The sequence below is a fragment of the Skermanella stibiiresistens SB22 genome (assembly GCF_000576635.1).
GTDB classification, from domain to species: Bacteria; Pseudomonadota; Alphaproteobacteria; order Azospirillales; family Azospirillaceae; genus Skermanella; species Skermanella stibiiresistens.
In genome coordinates, this window is sequence record NZ_AVFL01000025.1 from 71,246 (window position 1) to 87,601 (window position 16,356).

The following is a 16,356-nucleotide window of genomic DNA, read 5'->3' on the forward strand; positions in this document are numbered from 1 at the left end:
TTTCCACCCAACGCTATTCTTAATTCCGGCTCACGAATCGCAGTAAACGAGGAGGGATTAATCCTCTGGACAAAAGCATCATCGCAGTGCAACAAAGCTACCTTTTCACGCGGCGGCTGTTATTCTGATACCGAAGTGCGGAAGCCATATCAAAGAGCGTCAAGGCCCAACAGACGCCAAGAGAAGGAACAGCTTGATGCAACTCAAGATCATGGGGTTGATCCTCGCCGGCGGTAAGGGAACGCGGTTGTTTCCGCTCACGAAAGAGCGGGCGAAGCCGGCGGTTCCTTTCGGCGGCAAATACCGTATCGTTGATTTTGTCTTAAGCAATTTCATCAATTCCGGCATCTTCTCGATCTATGTCCTGATCCAGTTCCGCAGCCAATCCCTGCTTCAGCACCTGCGCGACGGCTGGCAATTCGGTGGATTGCTCCAGGAGCAGTTCATCATCCCGGTGCCGGCCCAGATGCGCTCCCCCGGCGAAACCTGGTACAGCGGCACGGCCGACGCGGTGTTCCAGAACTGCAACCTGATCGAACAGTCCAAGCCCGACCTCGTCGTCCTGTTCGGCGCCGATCACATCTACCGGATGGACATCCGGCAGATGATCGAGTTCCACTCACGGAAGAACGCCGGCGTCACGGTCGCGGTGATCCCGGTCGACAAGAAATACGCCAAGGAATTCGGCGTGATCGAGGTCGACAACGAAGGCCGCATCATCGGCTTCGTGGAGAAGCGGGAGGACGCCCCGACGATGCCGGGCGACCCGACCAAGGTGCTCGCCTCCATGGGCAACTACATCTTCTCGACCGACCTGTTGCTCAAGATGATCTACGACGACGTCAAGGACGCCGACAGCTCCCACGACTTCGGCAAGGACATCCTGCCGAACCTGGTCGGCAAGGTCGAGATGTTCGCCTACGACTTCCAGACCAACCGGATCGCCGGCGACCCGCCGGACCGCGTTCCCTATTGGCGCGACGTCGGCACGCTGGACGCCTATTACGAGGCCAGCATGGATGTCAGGGCGATCGATCCCCCGCTCAACCTCTATAACCGCCAGTGGCCGCTGCGCACGTCCGGCTATTCCGATCCGCCGGCCAAGTTCGCCTTCGACGAGGAGGATCGCCGGGGCCAGGCGATCGACAGCATGCTCTCGGGCGGTTGCATCGTGTCGGGTGGCACGGTCAAGCGCTCGGTCCTGGGCCGCTGGGTGCGCGTCCATTCCGGCGCCTTGGTCGAGGACAGTGTGATCTTCGACAACGTGGACATCGGCCGACGCGCCAAGGTGCGACGCGCGATCATCGAGAAGAACGCCCGCATACCCGCCGACGCCGTGATCGGCTACGATCTGGAGGAGGACCGGAAGCACTACCACGTCACGGAAAGCGGCATCGTCGTGATCGACGGCCACCGCTCGCCCGTGCCGCTCGGCAAGGTCACGGTTTGACCCGACCCGCGCCGACCGGTGTTTCCAGTCCCTAGGACCAGATCAAGCGAACAGGAAGAAGAATGGCTCCGGTGATCGTCAATACCACCCCGTTCAACGACCAAAAGCCGGGCACCTCCGGCCTGCGCAAGAAGGTGACCGTCTACAGCCAGCCGCATTACGTGGCGAACTTCGTACAATCCATCTTCGACGTCATGGACGGTATCGCGGGACAAACGGTGGTTATTGGCGGCGATGGCCGCTTCTACAACGCCGAGGCCATCCAAATCATCCTGAGGATGGCCGCCGGCAACGGTATCGCGCGGGTTCTGGTCGGTCGCGGCGGCATCCTGTCGACTCCGGCCGCCTCCAACGTGATTCGCCAGTACGAGGCTTTCGGTGGGATCATCCTGTCTGCCAGCCACAATCCGGGCGGTCCCGACGGCGATTTCGGAATCAAGTACAACATCGGCAATGGTGGGCCGGCGCCGGAGAAAATCACCGACGCCATCCACCGCCGAACCGGTGAGATCAGCGAATACCGCCTGATCGAGGCTCCCGACATCGACCTCGACAGCTTGGGCAAGGCCCGGATCGGCGAGATGGTGGTGGAGATCATCGACCCGGTCGCCGACTACGCGGCGCTGATGGAGAGGCTGTTCGACTTCAACCGCATCCGGGCGCTGTTCCGGGGCGGTTTCCGCATGACCTTCGACGCCCTCAGCGCCGTCACGGGGCCCTATGCCCACGAGATCCTGGAAAAGCGCCTTGGGGCTCCGGCGGGCACCGTGCTCAACGGCACGCCCCTGCCCGACTTCGGCGGCCACCATCCCGACCCCAATCCGGTCCACGCCCACGACCTCGTCGCGGCGATGACCGGCGCCAACCCGCCTGATTTCGGCGCGGCGTCGGATGGCGACGGCGACCGCAACATGATCATGGGTCCGAATCTGTTCATCACGCCCAGCGACAGCTTGGCCGTCCTGGCGGCCAACGCGCATCTGGCGCCGGGCTACGCCGCCGGCCTAAAGGGTGTCGCCCGCTCGATGCCCACCAGCCGGGCCGCCGACCGTGTCGCCGCCAAGCTTGGCATTCCCGGCTTCGAGACACCGACCGGCTGGAAGTTCTTCGGCAACCTGCTGGACGCCGGCATGGCGACGCTGTGCGGCGAGGAGAGCGCCGGCACCGGCTCCGACCATGTCCGCGAGAAGGACGGGCTGTGGGCGGTGCTGCTCTGGCTCAACATCCTGGCGGTCAGAGGGGAGCCTATCGGCGCCATCATGACCGGGCATTGGCGGGAATACGGCCGCGACTACTATACGCGGCACGATTACGAGGATGTCGACACGGCGACCGCCGACGCGTTGATGGCGGACTTGCGGGCCAATTTGCCGACCCTGCCCGGCATGGCCTTCGGTGGCACCACGGTGGACGCCGCCGACGACTTCGAGTACCGCGACCCGGTGGACGGCTCCGTCTCCAGCCGCCAGGGTGTCCGCGTCACCTTCGCCGACGGCTCCCGCGTTGTCTACCGATTGAGCGGCACGGGAACGGGCGGCGCCACGCTCCGTGTCTACATGGAACGGTACGAGCCCGACCAGGCGCGCCAAGACCAGGACGCCCAAGAGGCGTTATCGGGTCTGATCGCCATCGCGGACCAAGTCGCCGGAATCCGGTCACGCTCCGGCCGCGACAAGCCATCCGTGATCACCTGATTCACCCCGTTGAAAATGGGGATGTGGGTCTCAGGTCGTCAGGCCGTCGGGACCCACGTCGAGCATCGACTTCAACGCCCGCAGCATGCCCGCGAGATCGAGCGGCTTGGTGAATATCCTCATCGGTCCGTTGATCTCGTGGAGCAGGCGGTGCTCGACGGCCTCCGAGAGATATCCGCTCGCGACGATGACGGGCAGCGAGGGAGCCGCCACCCGCAGGCGCGCGGCCAACTCGTCACCCGTCATCCTCGGCATCTTCAAGTCGGTGACGACGGCGTCGGCGCCGTCGCGTTGCCAGATGTCCCAAGCCTCTTGCCCGTCTCCCGCCAAGGTGACGCGAAAACCCCGACGCTGGAGAACGCTCTCCAGCGCCATCGCCGCGATCACCTCGTCATCGACGACGAGGATGTGACGCTGGTGCATTCCATGCCTTCCTTAATTCCGCACCGGAGTTCCGGCCCTTGGGGCGCATTGAACACCCATTTGGAAAATAAGGCACTTCCATATTCACGGTGATTAACTTAATGCCTATGCGTCACGCCCGCGTCAGCGCACGTCGAAGCGCCACCAGACACTGGGCGGCGGCGGACGATTGAAGCGCGTCGGGGATTGCCAGTCCCGACGGCCGAAGCCATAGTGGCGGCCGTTGCCGCGCCAATCGCGGCGGCGCTGGGCCTCGCGGTTCGAGCCGATGATCTCGCCGAGCCGGACGCAGGCGCGCCGATCGCCGAAGTCGCAAGCCCGCTTCAGGCCATTTGGATTGGAGAAGGACTGGTGTTGCCTGCCCGGCCAGCCATCATGCCTGTCCCGATGCCGATCCCAGTCGGCCGAAGCCGGCAGGGCGGAGAGCAGGAGCAGAGATGCCGAGGCGAACAGGAGGCGGATACCCATGGGGGTCACCTTGCAGTTGATCCACAAGCATGAACAAGCCCTGGGTGTCCGCTATTCCACGACCCCGATGGGTGAGGCCGCCGGCCAGCCGGGGGTAAGGCGGCGAAACGTCGCCTTACCCCCGGAATACGGTCAGAGGCCGGTCGCGACCGTGTTGGACCCACCGTCGACACGAAGCTTGTCGCCATCGCGGGTCAGGGTCAGGCGCGCCGCCGGGGAGCCGGCGTCACCCGCCAACTCGATCACCGCGGACTGGCCGACCGCCAAGTCATGGGTGAAGCGCAGGGCCGGGGAGCGGTCGTCGGCGGAGACGGTGGTGACGACTTCGAACTTGTCGGAGGCGTTGGTGAAGAAGACCACGGCGGAACCGTCACGCAGGGAAACGGTGCGGGCCTGTTCGGCGCTCACGATATCTGCCGCGGAAGCCATGGTCGGGATCAGGAGGGCGAGGGCCGTAGCGGCGAGGAAACGACGCATTGGGAATTCCTTTCGCAGTGCAACATACTGCGGACTCATATAGTCGAAGCTGGCTGGAATAACATGAAATATTGCAGTGCAAAAAAGCCATAGGTGGATTGCGCCATTCGGGACACCCCTTAGGAGCCACAGCCCGACGCGACCACAAAGAATATGCTCTCTAAAGTTGTAAAAATCGAAACACGAGCGGAACGGGCTGACCGCCTCTCCAACCAATTCTCCTGGTGGAAGAACAGCCAGCCCATCACGGTGCCGTGCTTACTTGCGGTCGCGCGGGGGCGTCAGCATCGGCATCCAGAACCGCATCGACATATCGATCGAGTTTCTCGTCAGCTCCTGCTGCTGCTTGTGCATCTCGGCGGCCCAAGCCCCGCGCATCATGCCGGCGGACTGGTTGAATGCCGAGAGCCACATGCTCATGAAGGGGTTCTTGGCGGTATAGAGGTTCTGCATGGTGATCTCCTGTCTCGAATGCTCGCAAAGACAACGTGCCGCGGTGCGGAACGGCACCACGGCACGAAAATCAGCGATCCAACAGGAAAGGACCCAGCCGGCCCCAGCGGCTTCAGTTCAGAAGGGCTTTGAGCCAAGGGGCTTTCAGGCCTGGGCGGCCATCCCCGGTAGCGCCGGAATGGCGGCTTCGTCGCGGATCCGGCGCACTCCCAGCTCGCCACGCAAGCGCCACAGGTTGCTCACGAGGCACATGGTGTCCGACGCGAGGCCGAAGGGTGAACCGACCGTCATGTTATGGGTGCCCCATCCCAGCGAGCACAGCACGAAGAAGCCACGCAGCTTGAAGGTGTCGGTCTGCCAGCGACCCAGCGTCGCCATCGCCATGCCGAACGCGGCGCCAGCCGACGCCAGCCCGTTCCACGTCAGGATCGTCAGCAACGCGATCATCGGCACGGTCGACCAGAAGAGAACCGTGGTCACCTTGTTGCGCTCGCGGGGCAGCGAGGATGCCGCCTGCACCAGCGTCATGACGCACATGGCGGCACCGCTCCAGGCGCCGAGCAGCCCGTAATGGATGCCGAACATGACGGTGGCGAAGGCTTGGACGGCGAGAATGGCGCGGCGATCCTTGAGGAATCCCCAGGACGAACCGGCGATGACGCCGGTGATGCCAAATATGTCGGCGAGCATGTCCGTGACAGCACTGTATGGGAGGATGGGGAAGAAGACAGCGCTGTATATACCTCCTTGGATGAGTCGGATGCCGTGCGATCTTCGACGGGGAGCCATGCGCAAATTGTGGCCCGCCGAACGCACCAGTTACCCGTATGACACACTCTTTCGATCACGTAATGGTGTCTCTTGCCGCGACTCGCACGCGCCTGAGCGGCTCGAAACGGCCATGCCTCTCATGATCACTTCCCCGCTCTCTGTTTAGTTGCATTATTAATATCCAGTTATGACGCCTTCCGATGCTTTGGCCTCATACTTTTGTTAACAAACTAGGCCTAAGGGCATATTGCCGAAGCTGAGTTTTTTATCCAAAATTCGCGCGCAAATTCAATGCATTACAGAAAAGTGGAAAAAACGATCGGAGAGCCGACTCGTACGGATTGGGTAATCATTCATTAACTTAACCGGCCGTATTCCAGAACGAACAGGATCTCGTTGCGGATGGAGAAACCGGCGATGAATGACGATCAGAACAGCGGCAAGGACGATGCCCCCCAGTTGCTTGGACAAGCGCTGACAGGTCGCCACCTGCTCGACACTCCTGGTCCGACGGGCGGATCCCCGGGCTCACCGCGGTTCGACGGCGACACCTATCCCCGAGTGTCCCGCCCGCCGCCGCCACGCCGTCCCAACCGCCGGATCGATCCACGCGGTCTCGATCAACGGGGCGTCGATCCCCGCGGTTTGGATCAGAAAGGACTTGATCGACAAGGTCTTGAGCGTGCGAGCCCGGACCAGCGCGACTCCGACCAACGCGGCATGGCCGACCGGTTCTCCTCGCTCGACCGGCCCCACGCCATTCCCGATCAAACCGCCGTGGAGCGGCTCGCCGCCGCCGCCTCGGCCATCCAGGCCGACAACGACGCCGATTTCGACGACGACAACGACGACCTCAACTCCAATGGGCTGATCTCGCGGTCCGGCTGCCCGCGGGGCTGGCTGATCAGCGAAGCCGAACTCGCCCGGCGCTTCGCCCGGATGGGCTGCCGCTTCGAGGATGTCGAGGTCGACACCGAGGTCGACCGCGTCGCCGTGGCGATCAAGCCGCCCCAGCCGGCGCGCGCGTCGGCCGAGGGCGCCTCCTACACCTCGCTGTTCGACCTGCCGCGCCGCCCGCCGTCCTCGCAGAAGCGCTGAGGCCGGCCCGTCCATCGATTTTCCTGAAACTTCGCGATCGCCGTGTGTTTCCCTCTCCGGGGATGAACCCCATCCCGAGGCCACCCCGAGGAGGACTTCACATGTCGAACCACCCCGCCCTGTCATCCGGCCGCGTCGCGGTCATCACGGGCGCCGCCAGCGGCATCGGCCTCGCCGCGGCACAACGTTTCGCGACGCTGGGCATGAAGCTCTGTCTGGCCGACCTCAACGGGAACGCCCTGGAGGAAGCGGCCGCGGGTCTTCGCGACCAAACCGATGTGCTGGCCGTGCCGACCGACGTGTCGGACCGTGCCCAGGTCGAGCGGTTGCGCGACAAGGCCCTGGAGCGTTTCGGCGAGATCGCCGTCCTGATGAACAACGCCGGCCGCGAGGGCGGTGGTGGCCTGTTCGGCGACCCGGAGCGTTGGAAGGCGACGCTCGCCACCAATCTGTGGGGCGTCGTCCACGGCGTCCAGGTGTTCGGGCCGGCGATGATCGCCCAGAACACCCCCGGCGCCATCATCAACACCGGCTCCAAGCAGGGCATCACCTGCCCGCCCGGCGACACCGCCTATAATGTCACCAAGGCGGGCGTCAAGGTCGTGACGGAAGCCCTCGCCCACGAGCTGCGCGAGACCGAAGGCTGCCAGGTCACGGCCCATCTGCTGATCCCCGGCTTCACCTTCACCGGGTTCACGCGCGTGCGCGTCTCCGAGAAGCCGCCGGGCGCCTGGACGCCGGAGCAGGTGATCGACTTCATGCTGGCGGCGATGGCGGCTGGCGACTTCTACATCCTGTGCCCCGACAACGACATCGACCGGAAGACCGACGAGAAGCGCATCCGCTGGGCGGCGGAGGACATCATCCGGAACCGCCCCCCGCTGTCGCGGTGGCACCCCCTGTACAAGGACGAGTTCGAGAAGTTCGAACCCTGACCACGCTTCCGCCACTCGCCCAGCCTCATTTCTCCGGGAGGCGCGCCGGCAATTCCAGTTCGATGATCGGTGCGGTCCAGTGTCCGGACCGCATCGACGCGGAATAGCCAGGCGTTGGATCGAACCAGCCAAACCAACCATCCAAGGCCAGGATGAAGCCGATCACACCACCGGCGTGTATCAGACTAGCCAGCCAAATATCCGAGGATGAAATCAAAAGGTAACGGGCGACATATCGGCTCAACAAGTGATGCGAGCGAAGATAGCGAATGATGACGCGTTTACAGAGCCATGCCGCCCATACGAGTATGAGCAGCAGACCCAAATGCCACATTTCCACGGACACCCCTCGATTGCGATCCAAGATGCTTTGACGGCGCTTCCCTGATCGAATTCTATGGGGTTGGTCAGCCGATGTATTGTGAGATCGAGCGGACCACCCCGTCAGACGTGCTCGGACGCCGCCGCCGCGGCCGAGGCCTCTCGACGGGCGTGCTCGGCGCTCCCCATGCCGTTGAAGAAGGCGTTCAGCAGGACCGAGACGATGGCCGCCAGCAGGATGCCCGACTCCAGCAGCGGATGCAGGGCGTGGGGCAGGTTCTTGAAGAAGTTGGGCGACACCAGCGGGATCATGCCGAACCCGATCGAGATCGCGACGATGAACAGGTTGTTGGCGTTGTTGCGGAAATCGACCGCAGTCAGGATGCGGGCGCCGGTCGCCGCCACCATGCCGAACATCACCAACCCGGCTCCCCCCAGCACCACCTGGGGAACCGCCTCGACCAGCGCCGCCATCTTCGGCAGCAGGCCCAGGATCAACATGATCACGCCGCCCGCCACCGTGACCCAGCGCGAGCGGACACCGGTGACGCCGACCAGCCCGACATTCTGGGAGAACGAGGTGTAGGGAAAGGTGTTGAAGATGCCGCCCAGCAACGTCCCGACGCCGTCGGCGCGCAGCCCCTTCGTCAGCGCGTCCTGATCGACGTCGCGGCCGGTGATGTCGCCCAGCGCCAGGAACATGCCCAGCGACTCGATCATCACGACCATCATCACGACGCACATCGTCACGATCGGGACCAGATGGAATTCCGGCACGCCGAAGTGGAACGGCAGCACCAAGTCGAACCAGGAGGCCGTACCGACCTTTTCAAAGTGCATCAGCCCCATCGCCGCCGCCAGGATAGAGCCCGCGACAATGCCCAGCAGGACCGCGATATTGGCGACGAAGCCCCTGCCCCACTTGATCAGCGCCAGGATCACCAGCAGCACGAACAGCGCGATACCCAATCCCGTCACCTGTCCGTAGTTCGGGTTGGGAAACGCCGCCGGCACGCCATCCACCATCTTGGTCAGCATCGGCAAACCGCCACCGGCCCAATTGATGCCGACCCTCATCAGCGAGATGCCGATCACCAGGATGATGGTGCCGGTGACGACTGGTGGAAAAAGCGGCAGCAATCTGCTGATGAACGGGGCAACCACGATGCCGAAGACACCGGCGGCGATCACCGAGCCGTAGATCCCCAGCAATCCGACCTCCGGCGCCGCCGCCATCGACAGCATCGGGCCGACCGACGCGAAGGTGACGCCCATCATCACCGGCAGCCGGATGCCGACACCGGGAAATCCCAGACATTGGACCAGCGTCGCCAAGCCGCAGGCGAACAGATCGGCGCTGATCAGGAAGGCGACATCCTGGGGAGGCAGGCCCAGCGCGCGCCCGATGATCAGAGGCACCGCCACGGCACCGGCGTACATCACCAGCACGTGCTGCAACGCCAGCGGGATCAGGCGCGGCAGGGGCAGCCGCTCGTCGACGGGATGGGTGGTGGTCGCCATTTGGGTCCGGTTCCTCCAAGCCACAGGGTCATCCTGAGACTTGGAGGGTTGCAACAACTACGCCATAAAGCCAATGAATAAAGTCAGGCGCCCTGCTGTCCATGGTCCTGCCGGCCATAGGCCAGGACATGCTCGGGATAGTGGACATCGGCGGTGGGGTCGCGCTTGAAGTCCAGCAGCAGGACCACGCGGGTTTCCCCACTTCGGTTCCATGCCTCGTGCTCGGTCGTGTCGTCGAACAGCATAAGCCCGCCGGGCGTCCAAGCCTTGGTTTCCGGCCCCACCCGGATCGCGCAGTCCGTCGGCGTCAGCAGGCCCAGGTGGGCGCGCAGCACCTCGCTCGTGTAGCCGAAATGCGGCCCGATATAAGTGCCGGGCGCCAGCGAGGAGAAGCCCGCCGTCAGCAGGCCGGGAATGCCCTCGATCGCCCTCGTCGTGATGGGACAGAGCGCGCAATGCTCCACCACCTTCTCGCCGAACTTGTAGAGCGGGAAGACGGTCCAATCGCCGTCGTAGATGCTCTTCTCGGGCCACGAGATGAAATACTCGCGGGAAAGCGCCTCCAACTCGGCCCTGATATCGGTCCACGCGTCGGAGAGGGCGGTCAATTCCGGCACCTGGGCCGGATCCATGAACATGATTGTGCCTCCTGGATATAAATCAATTCAGAGGGGATGAAACGCGCATCGAACCTACTTAAAATACGGATCGAAATCCATCAGGTTGTGATCCTTGAAATCGGATGTTCGCCCCCACCTCGATTGGCTACCCCAACTAAAACGTTTGCAAGTCACTCGCATTATCATTAGCGTCAGGCGAAAATCACGATATCGCCGTCAGCACCCGTTCCCCTTCTGGAAAAGTTCTCCTATGCGTCCCGAAGCTCGCCTCCGTTCCCTCCTCGCCCGTCTGATGGGAACCGCGGCGGTCCTGATCCTTCCCGCCGCCGCTCACGCGCAGGATGCCGACGGTGGCTCGGTCGTCCTGCCTCCCATCTCGGTCGAAACGGCGGCCCCCACTGGCACCAGCCCCGTCCAGGGCTATGTGGCGCCGGTCACCAGCACGGCGACCAAGACCGACACGCCGCTGATCGAGACGCCGCAGTCGATCTCCGTCATCACCCGCGACCAGTTGGACGACCGGGCGGTCCAGTCGATCACCGACGCGCTGGACTATACCGCCGGCACCTTCTCGGGCACCATCGCCGATCCCCGGTTCGACGCTCCGAACATCCGGGGATTCAGCGCCGGACCCAACCAATTCCTGGATGGGCTGCGCATCCTCCGGAACCTCGGCGCCCCCGCGATCGAGCCCTACGGGCTGGAGCGCGTAGAGGTGCTGCGCGGCCCCTCCTCCGTCCTTTACGGCCAGTCGGTGCCGGGCGGTCTGGTCAACATGGTCAGCAAGCGCCCGACCGAGGACAGGTTCGGCGAGGTCAACCTCCAGGCCGGCAGTCACGACCGCTACCAGGGCTCGTTCGATCTGGGTGGGCCGCTGGATCCCGACGGCAAGTTCCTCTATCGCCTGACCGCGCTTGGGCGCGACAGCGGGACGCAGATGGACGATGTGGACGACGACCGCTGGTTCGTCGCCCCGGCCCTGACCTGGAAGCCGACCTCCGACACCAAGCTGACCCTGCTCGGCCGCTTCCAGCACGACGAGGCGCAGTCCCCACCCGGCCTGCCCGCCTTCGGCACCCTGTACGGCAGCCCGTTCGGCGACATCTCGACCAGCTTCCACCCAGGAGAGCCGACGTTCAGCGACTCCCAGCTGGAGCTGTCCAGCATCGGCTACGACCTGGAGCACCGCTTCAACGACACCTTCTCGATCCGGCAGAACGCCCGCTACCTGCATCTCAGCTTCAACTACGACAGCCTTTACACCTCCGGACTGGCGGCCGATCAGCGGACGCTCAACCGCGGCACCATCGTCCAGCGCGAGAGCTCCGACACCGTCAACATCGACACCTCGGGCCAAGCCAAGTTCGCGACCGGGCCGCTCGGCCACACGGCATTGCTGGGCGTCGACTACCGGCGCTTCTGGGGCGACACCAGGACCGGCTTCGGGCGGGCGCCGTCGCTCGACCTGCTGAACCCGGTGTATGGCCAAGCCATAGCCCTGCCCGCGATCGGCACCGACCGCGACGACGACCTCAGCCAGATCGGCGTCTATGTCCAGGACCAGATCAAGCTCGACAAGTGGCTGCTGACGCTGGGCGGCCGGCAGGACTGGGTCTCGACCGAGCAGCGCAGCCGGATCACCGGCGCCACCACCGAACAGGACGACAGCGCCTTCACCGGCCGCGCCGCCCTGATGTACCTGTTCGACGCCGGGTTTGCCCCCTATGTCAGCTACACCACGTCGTTCGACCCGGTCATCGGCACCCAGGCGCCGCAGCGCGGCGGCGGCACCTTCGAACCGACCGAGGGCGAGCAGTACGAGGTCGGCGTCAAGTACCAGCCTCCCGGTAGCGAGAGCTTCATCACCGCGGCGCTGTTCGACCTGACGCGAACCAACGTCACCACCACCGACCCCGACTTCCCGACCTTCCAGATCCAGACCGGCGAGGCCCGGGTCCGCGGCATCGAGCTGGAGGCGACCGCCAATCTGATGGCCGGGCTCAACATCACCGCCGCCTACACCTACCTGGACACCGAGATCACCGAGAGCAACAGCGGCACCGAGGGCAACCGTCTCGCCACCGTGCCGAAAAACCTCGCCAGCCTGTGGGGCGACTACACCTTTCCCGAAGGCAGCTTCCTGGAGGGCTTCGGCTTCGGCGCCGGCGTCCGCCACATCGGGTCGCGCTTCGGCAACGACGCCAACGACATCGAGGTGCCCAGCGTCACCCTGTTCGACGCGGCGGTCCATTACGACTTCGGCCAGTTCCGCGTCGGATTGAACGCCAACAACCTGTTCGACCGTGAATACGTGGCCTCGTGCGGCAGTGTCGGCGGCTGTTACTATGGCAACCGGCTCGCGGTGATCTCGACACTCACATACCACTGGTAGCCCGCCTTGGATGGAACCTTGACCACCGTCGCCGGCCACGCCCTGTACCACCTGAAGGGCGTCGGCTTCAGCGTGCCCGGCCGCGACCTGCTCCAGCCGCTCGACCTCACGCTCGACGGGCGCAGCATCCACGGCCTGATCGGACCGAACGGCTCCGGCAAGAGCACGCTGATCAAGCTGCTGGCCGGACAGAAAAAACCCAGCCGGGGCAAGATTAGCTTCGGCGGCAAGCCGGTCGCCGATTGGGCCGGCAAGGCCTTCGCCCGCAAGGTGGCCTATCTGCCCCAGTTCACCCCCGCCGCCGACGGCATGACCGTCCGCGAGCTGGTGGCGCTCGGCCGCTTCCCTTGGCACGGCACGCTGGGCCGCGTGACCGCCGCCGACCATGCCGCCGTGGACGAGGCGATCACCCGCACCGGCATGGCGCCGCTGGCGGGGCGGCTGGTCGACAGCCTGTCCGGCGGCGAACGGCAGCGCGCCTGGCTCGCCATGATGCTGGCCCAGCAAACCGAGTGCCTGCTGCTGGACGAGCCGACCTCCGCCCTGGATGTCGCCCATCAGGTCGAGGTCCTGGCCCTGGTCCGCCAGCTCAGCCGGGAACGCGGGCTCGGCGTCGTCATCGTGCTGCACGACGTCAACATGGCCGCCCGCTATTGCGACGAGCTGCTGGCCCTGGGGGAAGGCCGCCTGGTGGCGCGTGGCACCCCGGCGGAGATCATGCGGCCGGAGATGCTGGATCGGATCTACGGCGTGCCGATGGGCGTGATGCCCCACCCGGTTACCGGCGAGCCGATCGGCTACGTCCGATGACCCTCCCGACGCGGCGCGCCGTCTGCGCCGCCGCCCTGGCGCTGCTGGTCCCGCCCGTGATGTCCCTTCCGGTCGCCGCCGCTCCGGTCGAGGCCGCGTCGCGCGTCGCCGCCGTGGACTGGGCGATGCTGGAGACCGCGCTGGCGCTTGGCGTCACCCCCGTCGCCGGGACCGAGCTCGTCCACTACCGCCGTTCGGTGGTGACCCCAGCGGTCCCGGACGAGGTCGCCGATCTCGGCCTGCGCGGCGCTCCCAACTTGGAGATGCTGCTGCGGACGGCGCCCGACCTGATCCTCAGCTCGCATTTCTACACCGGCATCCGCCAGCGTCTGACCCGCATCGCACCCGTCCACATTTCCACCATCAACGCACCCAACGGCCGTCCCTATGTCCGGGCGCTGACCGAAACCGCCGAGCTTGGATCCCTGTTGGGCCGCGCCGAAGCCGCCCGAACCCTGATCGACGACACGGAGGCGGCCATGGAACGCCACCGCCGAACCTTCCGAAACCTTCGTCCGGGCCCGATCCTGCTGGTCAACATGGGCGACACGCGCCATGTCCGCACCTTCGGGGCCGATAGCCTGTTCGGTTCGGTGCTGGAGCGGCTGGACCTCGCCAACGCCTGGACCGACCGCACCCAGTACCGGGCGTCCGCCACCATCGGGATCGAGCGGCTGGCCGAGACGCCGGAGGCCACCCTGGTGGTGGTGGAGCCGACGCCGCCCGGCGTCGAACCCGTCCTGACATCCAGCCCGTTGTGGCGGGCGCTGCCCAGCGTCCGCGCCGGAGCGCTGGTCCGCCTGCCCGCCGTCAACCCGTTCGGCGGTCTGCCCGCCGCCACCCGCTTCGCCGACCTGCTGTCGCGCCACCTGACGGGAGGAACCGCCGATGGCTGACATCGCGACCCGACGCTCGATCTCCTTCCCCGCCCCGCGTGGCCCGGCCCTGCTGGCGTTGGCGCTCGGATCGGCCGCCGCCATCCTGTCGCTCTGGCACTTGTCGGCCCTGCTGCCAGCCCACCGCTGGGCGGAAGCCCTGCTGGCGCCCGACCTGACCGACATGACCCAGGTGCTGTTCCATTACAGCGCCCTGCCCCGCCTCACCATGGCGCTGCTCTGCGGCGCCGCCCTGGCGCTGTCCGGCGCCCTGCTCCAGCGCGTGCTGCGCAACCCCATCGCGGAGCCGACCACGCTGGGCATCTCCGCCGGCGCCCAGTTGGCGCTGGGCACCGCGACCCTGTACGCCCCGGCGGCGATGGAGTTCTCGCGCGAGGCCGTCGCCTTGGCGGGAGCCGCGGCGGCCATGCTGCTGGTCATGGCCCTATCTTGGCGGCAGGGACTCCGCCCCGTCTCGGTCGTGCTGTCCGGCCTGATCGTCGGCCTGACCTGCGCGGCGCTCAGCGCCACGCTGATCCTGCTGAACGGCGAGTACCTGATGTCGCTGTTCATCTGGGGCGGCGGCTCGCTCAGCCAGCAGGGTTGGAGCGACGTCCTGGCCCTGCTGCCCCGCTTGGCGCTCGCGGGCGTGGCGGCGGTGCTGCTGATGCGCCCGCTGATCCTGCTGGGATTGGACGACAGCGCCGCGCGCGGTCTCGGCGTCGCCCTGCACGCCACACGCTTCGGGGTGCTGCTGGTGGCGGTCTGGCTCGCCGCCTCCGTCGTCTCGCTGGTCGGGATCATCGGCTTCGTCGGATTGGCCGCCCCGACCTTCGCCCGGCTGGCCGGCGCCCGCTCGCCCCGTCAGGTGATGGGCTGGGCTCCCGTGATCGGCGCCACGCTGCTGTGGCTGGCCGACGGCGTCACCCAGACCGTCGCCGCCACCCAGGCCGACCTGATCCCGACCGGCGCCATGACCGCGATGCTCGGCGGGCCCCTGCTGCTGTGGATGCTGCCGCGCCTTCACGCGCTGGCGGGACCGACCGACGCCGGCACGGCGTCCACCGGAATCGAGCGCGACGCCCGGCACCCCTGGCGGCTGGTCGCCGTCCTCGCGGTGGCCCTTCCCCTACTGTGCTGGGCCGCCCTCACGTTTGGCACAGGCCCAAGCGGCTGGACGGCGGCGACGGGGGATCTGTTCACCCAACTGCTGCCCTGGCGTGCCCCCCGCCTCGCCGCCGGTCTGTGCGCCGGCGCCATGCTGGCGACGGCGGGCACCATCCTGCAGCGCCTGACCGGAAACCCGATGGCGAGCCCCGAGGTGCTGGGCATCAGCTCCGGCGCCGGTCTGGGCTTCGCGGCGCTGGTGCTGGCCGTGGGCACTCCCAGCCGAATGGAGCAACTGGCCGCCTCGACGCTGGGAGCCGCCGCGGCACTCGCCGTCATGCTGCTGCTGGCGCGCCGCTCGTCCTTCGCCCCGGAACGGCTGCTGCTGGCCGGCGTGGCCTTGGCGGCGTTCTGCGGCTCCGTCCTGGGCGTGATCATGGCGAGCGGCAACACGCGGGCGTTCCAGCTGCTCGGCTGGATCTCCGGCTCGACCTATACCCTGGAGACCTCCGACGCGGTGCTGGCCGCCGCCGTCGCCACCGTCCTGATCCTGATCGTCCCGGTCACCGCCCGCTGGCTGGAGATCCTGCCGCTCGGCGAGACGACCGCGCGCAGCCTCGGCGTGCCGCTGGGCTCCAGCCGCCTCAGCCTCGTCGTGCTGGCGTCGCTGCTGACGGCGGCCGCCACCCTGGTGGTCGGGCCGCTCAGCTTCGTCGGGCTGATGGCGCCCCACCTCGCCCGCCTGATCGGCCTGCGCCGCCCGCTGACCCATCTGGTGGGCGCCACCCTGCTGGGAGCCTTCCTGATGGGCCTGTCGGACTGGCTGTCGCGCACGCTGGCCTTCCCCTACCAGCTGCCGGTGGGATTGTTCGCGACCCTGATCGGCGGCCCCTACCTGATGTGGCTGCTGGCCCGCCCCTCCGGCTCGAAAGGCGGTTGAC

16 protein-coding genes are annotated in these 16,356 nt (G+C 66.1%); 8 read left to right on the forward strand and 8 right to left on the reverse strand.

The genetic code is table 11. From position 1 onward, the window contains the following. Positions 1–193: 193 nt before the first annotated feature. Together glgC and N825_RS26490 are read left to right on the forward strand one after the other, a co-directional pair. Entirely contained in the window at positions 194–1,450 is a 1,257-nt protein-coding gene (gene glgC, locus N825_RS26485) for a glucose-1-phosphate adenylyltransferase (RefSeq protein ID WP_281174383.1), read from the forward strand. Positions 1,451–1,512: 62 nt separating this feature from the next. Beyond that, entirely contained in the window at positions 1,513–3,144 is a 1,632-nt protein-coding gene (locus N825_RS26490; protein WP_157619554.1) for an alpha-D-glucose phosphate-specific phosphoglucomutase, read from the forward strand. A gap of 30 nt (positions 3,145–3,174) precedes the next feature. On the opposite strand, the gene N825_RS26495 is transcribed toward N825_RS26490, so the two are convergent. From N825_RS26495 to N825_RS26515, 5 genes are all read right to left on the reverse strand, one after another. Then, on the reverse strand, positions 3,175–3,567 hold the full coding sequence (locus N825_RS26495; RefSeq protein ID WP_037458698.1) for a response regulator: 393 nt from the start codon (positions 3,565–3,567) through the stop codon (positions 3,175–3,177). Between the two features lie 123 nt (positions 3,568–3,690). Beyond that, entirely contained in the window at positions 3,691–4,035 is a 345-nt protein-coding gene (locus tag N825_RS26500; protein WP_157619555.1) for a hypothetical protein, read from the reverse strand. Between the two features lie 132 nt (positions 4,036–4,167). Then, positions 4,168–4,512 (reverse strand): hypothetical protein, encoded by a 345-nt coding sequence (locus N825_RS26505; protein ID WP_037458701.1) that lies wholly within the window; start codon positions 4,510–4,512, stop codon positions 4,168–4,170. Between the two features lie 258 nt (positions 4,513–4,770). Further along, positions 4,771–4,965, reverse strand: coding sequence for a hypothetical protein (locus N825_RS26510; protein WP_037458704.1), 195 nt, complete (start codon positions 4,963–4,965; stop codon positions 4,771–4,773). A gap of 144 nt (positions 4,966–5,109) precedes the next feature. Beyond that, positions 5,110–5,655 carry a YgjV family protein gene (locus N825_RS26515; protein ID WP_051513180.1) on the reverse strand — a complete coding sequence of 182 codons (546 nt, stop codon included), beginning with the start codon at positions 5,653–5,655 and terminating at the stop codon, positions 5,110–5,112. A 498-nt stretch (positions 5,656–6,153) separates the two neighbouring features. On the opposite strand from N825_RS26515, the gene N825_RS39165 reads away from it, so the two are divergent. Then, positions 6,154–6,834, forward strand: a complete 681-nt coding sequence (locus N825_RS39165; protein WP_157619556.1) for a hypothetical protein — start codon at positions 6,154–6,156, stop codon at positions 6,832–6,834. Between the two features lie 101 nt (positions 6,835–6,935). Next, positions 6,936–7,769, forward strand: a complete 834-nt coding sequence (locus N825_RS26530; protein WP_037458709.1) for an SDR family NAD(P)-dependent oxidoreductase — start codon at positions 6,936–6,938, stop codon at positions 7,767–7,769. A 25-nt stretch (positions 7,770–7,794) separates the two neighbouring features. On the opposite strand, the gene N825_RS39170 is transcribed toward N825_RS26530, so the two are convergent. From N825_RS39170 to N825_RS26540, 3 genes are all read right to left on the reverse strand, one after another. Beyond that, positions 7,795–8,094, reverse strand: coding sequence for a hypothetical protein (locus N825_RS39170; RefSeq protein WP_157619557.1), 300 nt, complete (start codon positions 8,092–8,094; stop codon positions 7,795–7,797). 119 nt (positions 8,095–8,213) lie between these two features. Then, positions 8,214–9,611, reverse strand: a complete 1,398-nt coding sequence (locus N825_RS26535; RefSeq protein WP_037458711.1) for a nucleobase:cation symporter-2 family protein — start codon at positions 9,609–9,611, stop codon at positions 8,214–8,216. A gap of 83 nt (positions 9,612–9,694) precedes the next feature. Next, complete coding sequence (locus tag N825_RS26540; RefSeq protein WP_037458712.1) at positions 9,695–10,249, reverse strand: aspartyl/asparaginyl beta-hydroxylase domain-containing protein; 555 nt, start codon at positions 10,247–10,249, stop codon at positions 9,695–9,697. Positions 10,250–10,481: 232 nt separating this feature from the next. On the opposite strand from N825_RS26540, the gene N825_RS26545 reads away from it, so the two are divergent. From N825_RS26545 to fhuB, 4 genes are read left to right on the forward strand one after another with little or no spacing between them, the layout of a single operon-like run. Next, positions 10,482–12,623 (forward strand): TonB-dependent siderophore receptor, encoded by a 2,142-nt coding sequence (locus N825_RS26545; protein ID WP_037458713.1) that lies wholly within the window; start codon positions 10,482–10,484, stop codon positions 12,621–12,623. Between the two features lie 18 nt (positions 12,624–12,641). Continuing rightward, positions 12,642–13,433 carry an ATP-binding cassette domain-containing protein gene (locus tag N825_RS26550; protein ID WP_037458784.1) on the forward strand — a complete coding sequence of 264 codons (792 nt, stop codon included), beginning with the start codon at positions 12,642–12,644 and terminating at the stop codon, positions 13,431–13,433. Further along, positions 13,430–14,329, forward strand: coding sequence for an iron-siderophore ABC transporter substrate-binding protein (locus N825_RS26555; RefSeq protein WP_037458715.1), 900 nt, complete (start codon positions 13,430–13,432; stop codon positions 14,327–14,329). Before N825_RS26550 ends, N825_RS26555 begins: the two co-directional genes overlap by 4 nt. Beyond that, positions 14,322–16,355: a Fe(3+)-hydroxamate ABC transporter permease FhuB gene (fhuB, locus tag N825_RS26560; RefSeq protein WP_037458717.1), complete on the forward strand. Its 2,034-nt coding sequence runs from the start codon at positions 14,322–14,324 to the stop codon at positions 16,353–16,355. Before N825_RS26555 ends, fhuB begins: the two co-directional genes overlap by 8 nt. Position 16,356: the final 1 nt, after the last annotated feature.

Excerpts from the sequence above, each read along its gene's own strand:
- N825_RS26490 (WP_157619554.1), top strand. The coding sequence starts at position 1,513 with ATGGCTCCGGTGATCGTCAATACCACCCCGTTCAACGACCAAAAGCCG.
- N825_RS26495 (WP_037458698.1), bottom strand. The coding sequence starts at position 3,567 with ATGCACCAGCGTCACATCCTCGTCGTCGATGACGAGGTGATCGCGGCG.
- N825_RS26500 (WP_157619555.1), bottom strand. The coding sequence starts at position 4,035 with ATGGGTATCCGCCTCCTGTTCGCCTCGGCATCTCTGCTCCTGCTCTCC.
- N825_RS26505 (WP_037458701.1), bottom strand. The coding sequence starts at position 4,512 with ATGCGTCGTTTCCTCGCCGCTACGGCCCTCGCCCTCCTGATCCCGACC.
- N825_RS26510 (WP_037458704.1), bottom strand. The coding sequence starts at position 4,965 with ATGCAGAACCTCTATACCGCCAAGAACCCCTTCATGAGCATGTGGCTC.
- N825_RS26515 (WP_051513180.1), bottom strand. The coding sequence starts at position 5,655 with ATGCTCGCCGACATATTTGGCATCACCGGCGTCATCGCCGGTTCGTCC.
- N825_RS39165 (WP_157619556.1), top strand. The coding sequence starts at position 6,154 with ATGAATGACGATCAGAACAGCGGCAAGGACGATGCCCCCCAGTTGCTT.
- N825_RS26530 (WP_037458709.1), top strand. The coding sequence starts at position 6,936 with ATGTCGAACCACCCCGCCCTGTCATCCGGCCGCGTCGCGGTCATCACG.
- N825_RS26535 (WP_037458711.1), bottom strand. The coding sequence starts at position 9,611 with ATGGCGACCACCACCCATCCCGTCGACGAGCGGCTGCCCCTGCCGCGC.
- N825_RS26540 (WP_037458712.1), bottom strand. The coding sequence starts at position 10,249 with ATGTTCATGGATCCGGCCCAGGTGCCGGAATTGACCGCCCTCTCCGAC.
- N825_RS26545 (WP_037458713.1), top strand. The coding sequence starts at position 10,482 with ATGCGTCCCGAAGCTCGCCTCCGTTCCCTCCTCGCCCGTCTGATGGGA.
- N825_RS26555 (WP_037458715.1), top strand. The coding sequence starts at position 13,430 with ATGACCCTCCCGACGCGGCGCGCCGTCTGCGCCGCCGCCCTGGCGCTG.
- fhuB (WP_037458717.1), top strand. The coding sequence starts at position 14,322 with ATGGCTGACATCGCGACCCGACGCTCGATCTCCTTCCCCGCCCCGCGT.